Origin of the sequence: Rhizobium sullae (assembly GCF_900169785.1) — a bacterium.
GTDB lineage: Bacteria > Pseudomonadota > Alphaproteobacteria > Rhizobiales > Rhizobiaceae > Rhizobium > Rhizobium sullae.
This window is the reverse complement of the sequence record NZ_FWER01000004.1, coordinates 371,709-383,488: the sequence shown is the minus strand read 5'-3', so window position 1 is coordinate 383,488 and position 11,780 is coordinate 371,709. Positions and strand designations below refer to the sequence as shown.

At 61.3% G+C, this 11,780-nt stretch carries 10 protein-coding genes; 2 read left to right on the top strand and 8 right to left on the bottom strand.

Features of this window, described 5'->3' with window-relative positions; genetic code table 11:
• Nucleotides 1–226: 226 nt before the first annotated feature.
• Nucleotides 227–877: a TetR family transcriptional regulator C-terminal domain-containing protein gene (locus BN1800_RS06415; RefSeq protein WP_027507826.1), complete on the bottom strand. Its 651-nt coding sequence runs from the start codon at nucleotides 875–877 to the stop codon at nucleotides 227–229.
• 179 nt (nucleotides 878–1,056) lie between these two features.
• Here BN1800_RS06415 and BN1800_RS06410 point away from each other — a divergent pair, with 179 nt between their 5' ends.
• On the top strand, nucleotides 1,057–2,358 hold the full coding sequence (locus BN1800_RS06410) for an amidohydrolase family protein (protein WP_086995594.1): 1,302 nt from the start codon (nucleotides 1,057–1,059) through the stop codon (nucleotides 2,356–2,358).
• 19 nt (nucleotides 2,359–2,377) lie between these two features.
• Here BN1800_RS06410 and BN1800_RS06405 read toward each other — a convergent pair whose 3' ends face one another.
• The 7 genes from BN1800_RS06405 to BN1800_RS06375 all read right to left on the bottom strand — a co-directional run bounded on the left by BN1800_RS06405 (nucleotide 2,378) and on the right by BN1800_RS06375 (nucleotide 9,842).
• The gene (locus tag BN1800_RS06405; RefSeq protein WP_086995591.1) at nucleotides 2,378–2,800 is read right to left on the bottom strand and encodes a VOC family protein; all 423 of its coding nucleotides are present in this window, start codon (nucleotides 2,798–2,800) and stop codon (nucleotides 2,378–2,380) included.
• 15 nt (nucleotides 2,801–2,815) lie between these two features.
• The gene (locus tag BN1800_RS06400) at nucleotides 2,816–4,156 is read right to left on the bottom strand and encodes a thymidine phosphorylase (protein WP_086995588.1); all 1,341 of its coding nucleotides are present in this window, start codon (nucleotides 4,154–4,156) and stop codon (nucleotides 2,816–2,818) included.
• A gap of 3 nt (nucleotides 4,157–4,159) precedes the next feature.
• Nucleotides 4,160–5,692 (bottom strand): amidohydrolase family protein, encoded by a 1,533-nt coding sequence (locus BN1800_RS06395; protein WP_086995587.1) that lies wholly within the window; start codon nucleotides 5,690–5,692, stop codon nucleotides 4,160–4,162.
• A gap of 9 nt (nucleotides 5,693–5,701) precedes the next feature.
• Nucleotides 5,702–6,520 (bottom strand): ABC transporter permease, encoded by an 819-nt coding sequence (locus BN1800_RS06390; RefSeq protein WP_086995584.1) that lies wholly within the window; start codon nucleotides 6,518–6,520, stop codon nucleotides 5,702–5,704.
• Nucleotides 6,517–7,440 carry an ABC transporter permease gene (locus BN1800_RS06385; protein WP_086995581.1) on the bottom strand — a complete coding sequence of 308 codons (924 nt, stop codon included), beginning with the start codon at nucleotides 7,438–7,440 and terminating at the stop codon, nucleotides 6,517–6,519. Before BN1800_RS06385 ends, BN1800_RS06390 begins: the two co-directional genes overlap by 4 nt.
• Nucleotides 7,437–8,525: an ABC transporter ATP-binding protein gene (locus BN1800_RS06380; RefSeq protein WP_037140815.1), complete on the bottom strand. Its 1,089-nt coding sequence runs from the start codon at nucleotides 8,523–8,525 to the stop codon at nucleotides 7,437–7,439. The genes BN1800_RS06385 and BN1800_RS06380 overlap by 4 nt, the downstream gene beginning before the upstream one ends.
• Before the next feature lie 138 nt (nucleotides 8,526–8,663).
• The gene (locus tag BN1800_RS06375; RefSeq protein ID WP_086995579.1) at nucleotides 8,664–9,842 is read right to left on the bottom strand and encodes an ABC transporter substrate-binding protein; all 1,179 of its coding nucleotides are present in this window, start codon (nucleotides 9,840–9,842) and stop codon (nucleotides 8,664–8,666) included.
• 804 nt (nucleotides 9,843–10,646) lie between these two features.
• Here BN1800_RS06375 and BN1800_RS06370 point away from each other — a divergent pair.
• A complete protein-coding gene (locus tag BN1800_RS06370) occupies nucleotides 10,647–11,603 on the top strand; it encodes an alpha/beta hydrolase (RefSeq protein WP_027507834.1) in 957 nt (318 codons plus the stop codon).
• Nucleotides 11,604–11,780 lie beyond the last annotated feature (177 nt).

The following is an 11,780-nucleotide window of genomic DNA, read 5'->3' as shown; positions in this document are numbered from 1 at the left end:
ATCCTGCCCCCGCAACCAAAAGCTGACGACTAATTCAATGGGCTTCGAGGAAACTCGGAGCCCTTTTTGCGTGAAAGGCACACCCTTTTCCCGCGGAAGCGGTTGTGCGCGAACGAAGACAAGACGAGATCTCCCTCTCACCGCCGCGGGACTAGGCGGCGACGGAGAAAGAAAGCCAATGCTCCCGAGAATGCTCTTTCTGCCCATCGCGATAGCTGGGTGGGTCTTACCCGGTATGTCGGTTAGGCGGCATCACTCCGGCTAGCACGGTGCGAACAATTGTGTCGGCCGCGATGTTGAAGTCAGCGGGTGTAAGTTTGCCGGTGTTCAACGCGTCGCAGGCGAGCGGCTCGAAATCGCTGTAGAACTGCGTGGCAGCCCACAGAATGATAAAGAAATGCCGTGGGTTGATGATTGCCATGCGTCCCTCGCTCATCCACTGCTCCAGAATCGCGGCGTGCCTATCCGTCGCCAGACGCATATGAGCGCGATCCTTCTCGCTTAAAAAGCGAGCACCCTGAATGATCTCACTTGCAAAAAGCCGGGATTCGCGCGGATAGTTCCGCGTGTATTCCAGCTTCACCTTGACGTAGTCGCGCAGTGCTTCCGCGGGCTCCCGGTCGGCACGCAGGCTGGACAGGGCGTCGTCCCAGCCTGCGATCAGGTTCGCGATAATGGCGGAATAGACCTCCTCCTTCGAGGCGAAATAGTAATAGATGTTGGCCTTCGGAAGTCCGGCCAGTTCCGCGATTTCGGCGATGCGGGTACCGTCGAAACCTTTACGGGAGAAGACGTCGGTCGCCACGTCGAGAATGATCCTCATGTTGCGCGCGCGGATCTTCTCGTCGAGTTTGTCAGCCGTCCGGCTCTTGGGCATGCTCTGGCTCATCCTTCTTGCCGCTTACGTGATTTTCAACCGACCGCAGCAATTAAAAAAATTGACGACTTGGTCAGGTTACCTCTAGCTTGCGCGGATAACAACGACCGGTCCCGCAAGGCAATCGGCTATCCGCTCGATCTAGGGAGCGACGCCAACTCAATCTCCGGAGCCGAATGATGACCTTCGACCTTCTCGTCAAGAACGCCAACCTTCCCGATGACCGGACCGGCATCGATATCGCCGTGTCGGGCGGCAGGATCGTCGCCGTCGAAAGCGGCATTACCGCCGAGGCCGGCCGCGTCATCGATGCCGGCGGCAAGCTTATCACCGCACCTTTCATCGATATCCATTTCCACATGGACGCGACGCTATCGCTCGGCACGCCGCGACTCAATCGCTCCGGGACGCTTCTTGAAGGCATCCAGCTCTGGGGCGAGCTGAAGCCGCTGCTCACCAAAGAGGCGGTTATCGAGCGTGCGCTGCGCTATTGCGACCTCGCCGTTTCACAGGGGCTGCTCGCGGTCCGCAGCCACGTGGATGTCTGCGACGACCGACTGGTGGGCGTCGAGTCCCTGCTCGAAGTGCGCGACCTCGTGAAAGACTATCTCGACCTGCAGCTCGTCGCCTTTCCGCAGGACGGCTTCTTCCGCTTGCCGACCGCGTCGAAGAACCTCGTTCGCGCGCTCGACATGGGGGTCGAGGTGGTCGGCGGGATCCCGCATTTCGAGCGGACCATGGAAGATGGGCGGCTGTCGGTGAAGGCACTGTGCGAACTCGCGGCCGAGCGCGGCCTGATGGTCGACTTGCATTGCGACGAGACCGACGACCCGATGTCACGGCACATCGAAAGTCTCGCTTACGAGACCCAGCGCCTGGGCCTCAAGGGTCGCGTTGCCGGCTCGCACCTCACCTCCATGCATTCCATGGACAATTATTACGCCTCGAAGCTTCTGCCGCTGATCGCCGAAGCGGAAATCCATTGCGTGCCAAACCCGCTTGCGAACATCGTACTGCAAGGCCGCCACGACACCTATCCGAAGCGGCGCGGCATGATGCGGGTGCCAGAACTGATGGCGTTGGGCGTCAATGTCGCCTTCGGCCAGGATAGCTGCATGGATCCTTGGTATTCGTTCGGCAGTGCCGATATGCTGGAAGTTGCCCACATGGCCGTGCATACCGGTCATATGACTGGCCGTGAGGCGGTGAAGGTCTGCTTTGCGGCGATCACCGAAAATCCCGCCAAGGTCTTCGGCCTCGAAGGCTACGGCCTCAAACCCGGATGCAATGCCGATTTCGTGCTGCTTGAAGCCCGCGACGCGATCGAGGCTGTGCGGATGAAGCCTAACCGCCTTGCGGTTGTTCGTCGCGGCAAGGTGATCGCCGAGACGGCTCCCCGCACGGCTAGCCTTTCGATCGAAGGCCGGCCGGCGACCGTCGAGCCCTGGCGCTACGCGCCGGTGGAGGCTTCAGCGACGTAAGGATGAGAACAGCGGCGGCTCAGAAATTGCCCATCGAGCCGCCGTCGTTCCAGGCGTAGATCTCCCAAAGCTCATCATCTGGACCGGCAAAATAAGCGCCGCGGGCGTTCCAGACATAATCGTTGGGTTCGCTGTAGAAAGGCACGCCCTTTTCCTTCAGCTCTGCATAGGCCTCGTCCACCACCTGCGGCGAGGGTACCCGCACGGCGATGCAGGCCTTGTGCGGTCCTTCCGCCTTGGCGTTCGGCACCCCGGTATTTTCGCTCAAGTGGTCGATCTCCCAGCAGGCGAGCGTCAGGCCGGCGCCGTTGAACTCGGCAAAACCCTCGGCGCGGCGATTGAGTTCGAAACCGAGCTTGCCGACGTAGAAATCGATCGAGCGCTGGGTGTCCTTGACGAGAATACAGATGTCGGTGATCGCGTGGGATTGAGCAAAGGGCATGGCGGGGCGATTCTTTCAGTCGGATGTTGACAGGCGGCCGGTAACGACCGGCCGGCGTTCAGGCTGGTGACGGCCGATGAGGATGGCTGCGGAAATCGCCTCGGCCGCCGTGGCGAAGGCGGCTTCGCAGCGGCAGTGAAGGATGCAGAGTGGCTCGCCTTTCTCAACGACGTCGCCGACGTGCACGATGCCGGTCAGGCCGACGTCGTGATCAAGCGCGTCGCTGGCGATCTTCCGGCCGGCGCCGAGCCCGACCATGGCAAGACCGACCGCATAGGCGTCGACCCTCCTGACGAAACCCGAAGTGGGCGAGGGAAGAGGGGACACGAACGGCGCCGGAGGAAAATAGCTGCCGGCGTTCTCAACGAGATCGGCCGGGCCGCCGAGCGCCGCCACCATCCGGCTGAAACGCTCGAGCGCAGAGCCCTGTGCCAGCCGCTTCTCGAGCATGGCGGCCGCTTCTTCGGTGGAAGCGGCAAGGCCGGCCATGACGAGAATTTCGGCGGAAATATCCATCACCAGCGCCCGCATACGCGGTTCCTGACGGCGGCCGGCGAGAAAATCGATCGCCTCGCGCAGCTGCAACCGGCTGCCGATCGCATCCCCCATCACCTCGTCCATCTCGACGATCGGCGCCACCATGGGCAGGCCGGCGAGGCGCGCGACCGAAATCAGGCTTCCAGCCAGTTCGTCGGCATCCGCATAGGTCGGCATGAAGGCACCGGAGCCATAGTTGACGCTCATGACGAGGCCGGAAACACCCGAAGCGAGCTTCTTCGAGAGGATCGAGGCGGTGATCAGCGGGATCGATTCCACCGTCGCGGTGACATCGCGAACGTAATAGATCGCCGCATCGGCCGGGGCCAGCTTCGTCGTCGGGCCGATGATCGCGACCCCGGCATCCATTACCGCCTGGCGGAACATTTGCGTGGAGGGGGCAATTGAGGCGCCCGGTATCGCCTCCATGAGATCGACCTCGCCACCGGTGTGGCCCAGACCGCGAGCCGAGATCATCGGCATGTGGATGCCGCAGGCGGCGACCAGCGGCGCGAGGATCAGGCTCACCTTCTCGTCACCTGTGCCGCCGCTCGAATGTTTGTCGATGATCGTGCGAGGATCGATGCCGGCACCGGTCCAGTCGATCACCTCTCCGGAATCGCGCATCGCCAGCGTCAGCGCCGCAGTCTCCTCCGGCGCCATGCCGTTCAGGAAGCAGGCCATGGTGAAAGCGGCGATCTGCGCCTCGGAGACCTCGCCGGCGCCGATGCCCTCGACGAAGCGGCGGATGTCCGCTTCGGAAAGGCTCTTGCCGTTCCTTTTGGCGCGGATGATCTGGGCGGGGAGAAAGACCGACATCGCTCAGCCTTCGCGGCGGTTGACGCCGGGCCAGAGCGGCAGATCGCCCTGGTAGCGGTTCATGCCGATGTCCTGGATCGTCGCGCGCCGATACATTTCACGCATGTAGGGCTCGAAGCGGGCGTTCAGCCGCTCAAGTTCCTCATGCTCGGCCAGATAGGCCGGCAGAAGCTCGCGCAGTTCCGCGAAAATCTCCGCCTCATCGATGGTGGTGAGCCTGTTGTCCTCGACGACGACCTGACCATTGACCATCACCAGACGGATGTTCGATCCGTTCTCGCAATAAACGAGATGGTGGTCGAGCCGGTTCATCGGCATGTAGTCGTAGCCTGTGATATCGAGCATGATCAGGTCGGCGCGCTTGCCGACTTCCAGCGAGCCGGTCACGGCATCGAGCATCGCCGTGCGAGCGCCGCCGATCGTGGCGGAGCGGAGCACCTCAGCCGCCGTCACCCAGCGTTCGGTATCGGGCGCGGCGATGTCGTGAAGCAGGGCCGCGAACCGCATCACGTCGAAGATGCGGGCGGTGTCGTTGCTGGAGAGCCCGTCGGTTCCAAGCCCGACATGCACGCCGGCATCGAGCAGCCGGCGGACGGGCGCGATGCCGGAACCGAGCTTCAGGTTGGAAACGGCGTTGTGCGCGACCGAGCACCCGGCCTCTCTCATCATGGCCATGTCTGCGTCGCTAACCCAGATCGAATGGGCGATGGTGGTATTGGCCGTCAGCACGCCAATATCCTTCATGTAGCGGATCAAGCTTCGGCCGTAGAATTCCGGCCCGGTGACCGCTTGCGTCTTCGTTTCCAGCACATGCGTGTGATAGGGCACGCCCTTGTCCCGGGCCAAGTTTACGCAGGCCTGCATCATCTCCACCGAGCAGCGCTGCGGGGCCGAGGCCGAGACCATGAAGCCGAGCCGGTCGGCGCGGCCGTGCTGCGAACCGAAGACGTCGGCGCAATAGGCCATGTAATCGGCCACGGTGATCGAGGGGCCATCGACCTCATCCTGCAACGCGGCGGGCATGATCTCCCGAAGATAGGGCATGGTGTCGAAGACATGCCTGTCGATGACGCAGTGGGAAATGTTGGCCCGGATGCCGGCGTCATCATATGCATCGAAGACGCGGGTGAGGCGAGCGATGTCAAAGCCCGGTGGATCGAAAAAGTCGTCGACCAGGGTCGTGACGCCGGCTTTCAGCGATTCCATCGCCGTCAGCAGACTGCGCAGATAGAGCAACCGTTTCGGGATCGGACCTTTCATCAGGATCGGATAGGAATAGAGCATCCAGACTTCGAGCGGCGTGCCCTGGTAGCGCCCCTTGAAGAAAGTCTCCGAGGAATGCAAATGGGCGTTGATGAGGCCGGGCATGATCAACCCGCCGGTCGCATCGACCACCCGGGCGTCTGCGGGAGCCGCGAGATCCCGATCGACCGCCGCGATGCTGTCGCCTTCAACGAGCAGATCGCCTGAGAACGGCGTCGTACCATGGGTCTTGTCCATGGCGAGAATGGTGGCATTCTTGAAGAGAAGCGTCATGCGTATGCTCTAGCTTTGATTGTCGGGCCTGCCGACCAGAAGCGGCAGCAGCACGAGTTCGAGGCCGATGAGGACGAGGCAGGAAATTCCGAAGACGATCGTGCCGATGGCGTTCAGCGACGGATCGATCGCGGCGACGAGAACGGAATAGATGGCGACCGGCAGGGTCGGTTGGAACCCGGAGACGAACCAGGCGATGATGAATTCGTCGAAGGAGAAGGTGAAGGCGAGCAGCCAGGCGCCGAAGATGCCGGGCAGGGCAAACGGCAGCACCACCTTGGTGACCGCCTGCCATTCGGTCGCGCCGAGATCCCATGCTGCCTCTTCCAGCGCCGCCGGCATCTGGGCGAGCCGAAGCTGGATGATGGCGAGCGCCGGTGCGGTGATCAGCACGACGTGGGTCAGGAAGACCGCGAACAGCGTTCCCGACAGATGCAGCCGGGCGAGCAGGCCGAGGAAACCAACACCGAGGATCAGCGGCGGAATGAGGATCGGCAGGGTCACCAGCGCCAGGAACGTCGTCTTGCCGCGGAAGGTGAAGCGGTTGAAAGCGTAGGCTGCGAAAAAGGCGATGACCGTCGCGACTGTCGCGGCCGCCGGCGAAACCACCATCGTGTTGCCGAGCGCCTTCAGCAGCGTGCCGTCGGAAAACAGCTTGTCATACCATTGCAGCGTGAAGCCCTGCAGCGGAAAGCCGGGGAAACGGTTCTTCTGGAAGGAGAACAGCACCAGCACGACCAGCGGCAGAAACATGAAGGCATAGGCGAGGCCGAGCCAGAGGCCGCCGGCAAGGGTCCACGGGTTGCGGCGGTAAGGAGCGGAGATCACGAAGTCCTCCTGTGTGCACGGTCGGCGGCGACGAAGCCGAACGCCAGAGCAAGAACCATGACGGCGATCAGGATCGTCGCGAGCGCCGACGTCCGCGGTAGGTTGGTGGAGCTCGAATAGTCGGACATGATCATCGAAGCATAGGTGGGCAGCTTGCCGATGATCGAGGCACCGGCGCCGCCGCCCAGCAGATTGCCGGAGAGCGCGTCCCCGAGCGAGACGATCACGGCGAAGCTCGCCGCCGTCATCAGCCCGAAACGCGACAAGGGCAGGATCACGCGGGTGAAGGCCTGCCAGCGCGTGCAGCCCAATTCGCGCGCCGCCTCGATCAGCACCTTGTCGATGGCTAAGATGCTGACATAGAGAATGACGATCAGGATCGGCGCGAGATAATGAATGAGGCCGATGCGGGTGGCGATCTGGGTATAGATGATGTCGATCCGGTAGTCGGAAAGCCCGACCTGTTTCAGCACCGAATTGATCACGCCGTTGCGTGACAGGATGGTCTGCCAAGAATAGAGGCGCAGTACGTAGCTTGACCAGAACGGTGCGACGGCCAGCAGCAGCGCCAGCCGCTGCCAGCGGCCCGGCACGGCGAAGGCGATCGACAGTGCCACCAGGTAGGAGAGGATGGTCGCAACCGCCGCCGTGGTGATCGCCACCCAGAGGGACTGGACGAGCGCCAGGCCATAGCGCGATTTCGAAAAGAAGCTCGCGAAGATTTCTGCGTAGTTGCCGAAGGAGAAGGCAGGGACGGCCTGGAAATTCTCGACCCGCCAGAAGCCGATCCACAAGAGAAAGGCGAGAGGCAACAGGAACAGAACGGCCAGCCACAGGCCGAGCGGCGCGAGAAAGAGGATCTTGAGCGGGCTGTCGTCCGGCGTCTTCAGCCGCTTGGAGGGGGAGGCGGTGTTCGTCATGCGGCTCCCCGGATCAGCGAGGCGTTTTCAGGCGAGAACCAGGCCGAAGCCGGGCGGTTGATCTCGACGGCGAGAACCTGCGGCACGGTCATCTTCACTTCGGTGCCGTCAACCAGGTCGAGCAGGTATACATTGTGGGAGCCGGCGTATTCACGGCCTCGCAAGGTGGCGTCGAGGCGGTTTTCGCCGGCAACGCCGGTGGGGGCCGGCGACAGCTTGTCGGCCTGCACCACCACGAAGACCGGGGTGCCGACTGGCGGCGAATCGTGGGTCCGGACCTCGACCTGGCCATGGCCGCAATGGACGATGACGCGATCATGCGCGACTTCCTGGATGCGCCCGGCAAAGAGATTGTTGGTGCCGACGAAGCGGGCGACGAATTCCGTCTTTGGCCGGGCATACATCTCCTCGGGCGCGTCGATCTGCTCGATTTTCCCCTTGTTCATGACAACCACCCGGTCGGCCATCGAAAAGGCTTCGACCTGGTTGTGGGTGACGTAGATGAAGGCCATGCCGAGCTGCTGCTGGATGCGCCTGAGCTCTCCCTGCATGCGGATTCTCAGATGGGCGTCGAGTGCCGAGAGCGGCTCGTCGAGGAGCAGGATTTCCGGCTCGGTGACGAGCGCGCGGGCAAGTGCCACGCGTTGCTTCTGCCCGCCGGAGAGCTGGCTGATCTTGCGCCCCATGAGATCGGTGAGGCCGACCAGCTCGGCCATGGCCCTTACCCTGCCGGCGACGACCGCTTTGTCGTGCGGCTTCAATGTCAGGCCGAAGGCTATGTTGCCGGCGACGTCAAGGTGCGGGAAGAGCGCGTAGTTTTGCCAGACAAGCCGCGTCGAGCGCAGGTTGACGGGCACGTCGGAGACGTCCTTGCCGCGGATGTGCAACTGGCCGGAACTGGCGGTCTCCAATCCGGCGAGAATGCGCAGAAGCGTAGTCTTGCCACAGCCGGACGGACCCATGATGGCCACGAACTCGCCGCGACCGACCGTCAGATTGATGCCGTCGACCGCGACGAAATCATTGAAACTTCTCGTAATCGCGACGAGTTCGAGATCTGGGGGCGTGGTCGAGGCGATGGTCATGGAATATCCCGGAAACGAGGAAGGTGCGCCCCGCACTCGCGGGGCGCCTGGGCACGGCGGAAGGCGATCAGGCCGTCTTGAACTCGTTGAAGATGTCNGCCCCGCACTCGCGGGGCGCCTGGGCACGGCGGAAGGCGATCAGGCCGTCTTGAACTCGTTGAAGATGTCGATCCACGCCTGTTCCGGCTGGTTGGCCGGCAGGCCGCGCGGCATCGAGTGGTCGATCAGCGTCTCGACAAGCATCTTGCCGGGGTTTTCGGGGTCCGGAACGTAGGACAGCAGCTTCTTCTGGTCGTCGTCCCAGTAGTCCACGATCTTCATGTTCGGGCCGCGCGCCTTGAAGGCCTTGGTATAGACGAGCTTCGACTGCACCTTGGGCGAGGTCATGTACTTGACCCACTCCATGGCGAGATCCTTGTTCTTCGACGCCGAGCAAACGCAGGCCACTTCCTGCCAGCGAATGCCGCCCTGCTTGGGAATCGTCGAAGAGAAGTTGTCGTAACCGGCCAGCTTCAGGTCGATATCGAGGTCGCCGGTCGGCGAGGCGACGATGTCGCCGGCAAGCATCGCTTGCGCGATCGGCTGGTTGGAAGAACCGAACATGCCGATCTGCGGCCGCAGCTTGGTAAGGAATTCCTTGACCTTGACCAGCTGGTCGTCGGTGATCGCGTAAGGTGTCTGGTTGCCGGGATTGACGGCGAGGCTGGCATTGCCAAGGTTCGGCAGGTACCAGTCGAACATGCCGATCTTGCCGGCATATTTCGGATCGAGCAGAGAATTCCAGTCCGCCGCCTGTTCCGCCGACATTTCGTCCGTGTTGTAGGAGATGCCGTAGAAGGAGAAGCGCGTCGGGATCCCGTAGACGGTGCCGTCGGTCTCGCCCTTGGTGGGTGCGAAATCGCGGAACTTCGGATGGTAGTTGGCAAGCTCCGGAATGCCGTCGGTCTTGTAGGCTTCGATCGCCTTGTTCGCCTTCAGCTTCTGGACATACTCGGCGTCCGAAATGATTGCGTCGAATGTGCCGGGCGGCGTCTGGGCGAAGAACTGCAGCATCTGTTCGCCGCCGATGTAGATCTTGAACTCCACCTTCGTCTTATGGAGATCCTCGAACTCGGCGATGACATCCCTCTCTTCGTAACCCGGCCAGCAGAGAACGCGCAATGGCTCGGCGGCCTGTGCCTGTCGTGAGAATATGGTGAAATTCCCGAAGGCGGCGGCCGCGGCACCGGCGGCCGTAGCCCCCAAAAGCTTGCGGCGCGAAATCTCTGTTTGATTGGACGTATTCGTGGTGTCTTGCAGGCGAGGCTTATTTGACATGTCGTTCCCCTGATGGCGATGGTTGGCACCGATCAGAGAGCAGCAAGTTCTATGCCATGTGATTATCTGATTGATTTAATTGGGTCGTGCTTCTTTTGAGAAAGGTAGCCTTGGAACGGTCAAGGTCAAAAACTGACCAAATGGTCAATTTTTTGACAGTTGTAGAATCATCTGCCGAGTACCGACGAGGATCGGTGCTCCGGTCCGCGTCGGGCTTTGCGACGCTACCCAATTATGATGACGAAATCGCTCGGTGAATGTGTCACGACTTGAGCCCGCGCATGAGGCCTCATCGCAAAATGGTCGGGCCTCGCTAATGGGAGCACAAGGATCGCGCTGTCACTAAAGATATCAATTCACCCATTTAGGCATCGTCTCCTCAAATCCCTTGAAGACGACAAATTTTACAAGCGTCTGTGCCATCAGGGCCCCCGCAACCAAAATTTACACATTATACCAACGAGAAAGCCCTCTCAGAGGGCTTTCTTGCGTTTAAGGCCCAGCACACGGCAATCTGGCAGGCTTCCATTCGATCCGTGTCGCAACTACGCCTGTCTCCCTCTCCTCAAGTAAAGCCGCGTGCGGGAGCGACACATCATGCCTGAACGCTGGACGTGAGTAATTCCTCGGCGAACTGGATAAGCCTCTTCTGTAACCCGGAGTAAGCGATTAGCAAATATATCGTCTAAGCGTGAGTATAAATTCGGAGTTGATTTTCAGCATGTTTTTACGCATATTTCTATCATGGATAGTATATTTCAAATATTGAAGTATATTTGTTCCGTAATTGCTTGGGATCGCCGTATGCTCGTATTTTCAGATGAAAATTTGGAGGTGATACATCGTTCAGGATCATCTCCCTATCTTCTCGTCACCTTTAACGAGATGGAAATGAAGGCGAACGGCAGCCGCTTCTGGGGGCAGCGGTTCTGCGAGAAAGCTGACATTTCGGCGCTTGGCTTCATCAGTCGACGGCCGAACTGGTTTCCGGCGGCGAGCGTCGTCAAGGCGGTCGAGGCGGCCGCGCCCATCCTGCGAGCAGCACCGGAGCGGATCCTTTACGGGCACTCGCAGGGCGGCTATGCGGCGTTGCGGTACCGAAGGCGCTTCAACGCTGCCGTTGCCATCGCTTTTTGCCCTCAGATCTCGATCGATCCGAAGGCCGTTCCTTTCGACGGCCGGTTTGCACGCCATTTCTCGCCCGACCTCCACGCCAATATGGGGATCGCGCCTGATCACGCAGCTGGCCGGGCCTATCTCTTCTTCGATCCGTTCCACGCCGTCGATCACCAGCACGCGGTTCGAATCGCGACGCTGCAGGCGAGGACGCACCTCGTACCGGTCCACATGACAGGCCATGGCACCGTTCGGGCGTTCACTGGAACTGCACGCGCCCTGTCGCTGATCGAAGCCTGCCGCGAAGACGATCTTCCGGGTCTACGCGCGCTGGCTCGCGCAGCCCGAGTCATGGCGCCGATGCGACCCTATCAGATCGCTGTGACGGCGATCGCCCGGCATCGAGCCTGGGCCGACCAGTTTCATGCACGCTTCGGCTCGGCTTTCTCTCCGGTTGAGCGAGCAAACTTCCTCTATCATCGCGCCAACCGCCACATTCGCGACGGTGAGCTTGCGACGGCGCGGACCATGCTTGTGGACGCCATGACATATCAGCCGGAAAATCCTAGTTTCGCCCGCAGGATGGCGGAACTGGACGGCCGTATCGCGCGCCGCCTCGGGGCCGATGAGGCCGCGCATTCGTGATCCGAATGTTGCCGAGCCTACTCGACAAGATGGCCTTGCTGAAGAGTGACAACCTGTCTCAGGTCCAACGCTCTTGGTTGCCGGCAGCATCCTTGTTCCTACGAACGGCTTCTCAAGGGTTTGGTTGACCGATCCTCTCTTGTGAAGCCCTTTCAGCGCTTCACAAGGCGAGCGTCG

Excerpts from the sequence above, each read along its gene's own strand:
- BN1800_RS06415 (WP_027507826.1), bottom strand. The coding sequence starts at position 877 with ATGCCCAAGAGCCGGACGGCTGACAAACTCGACGAGAAGATCCGCGCG.
- BN1800_RS06410 (WP_086995594.1), top strand. The coding sequence starts at position 1,057 with ATGACCTTCGACCTTCTCGTCAAGAACGCCAACCTTCCCGATGACCGG.
- BN1800_RS06405 (WP_086995591.1), bottom strand. The coding sequence starts at position 2,800 with ATGCCCTTTGCTCAATCCCACGCGATCACCGACATCTGTATTCTCGTC.
- BN1800_RS06400 (WP_086995588.1), bottom strand. The coding sequence starts at position 4,156 with ATGTCGGTCTTTCTCCCCGCCCAGATCATCCGCGCCAAAAGGAACGGC.
- BN1800_RS06395 (WP_086995587.1), bottom strand. The coding sequence starts at position 5,692 with ATGACGCTTCTCTTCAAGAATGCCACCATTCTCGCCATGGACAAGACC.
- BN1800_RS06385 (WP_086995581.1), bottom strand. The coding sequence starts at position 7,440 with ATGACGAACACCGCCTCCCCCTCCAAGCGGCTGAAGACGCCGGACGAC.
- BN1800_RS06380 (WP_037140815.1), bottom strand. The coding sequence starts at position 8,525 with ATGACCATCGCCTCGACCACGCCCCCAGATCTCGAACTCGTCGCGATT.
- BN1800_RS06375 (WP_086995579.1), bottom strand. The coding sequence starts at position 9,842 with ATGTCAAATAAGCCTCGCCTGCAAGACACCACGAATACGTCCAATCAA.
- BN1800_RS06370 (WP_027507834.1), top strand. The coding sequence starts at position 10,647 with ATGCTCGTATTTTCAGATGAAAATTTGGAGGTGATACATCGTTCAGGA.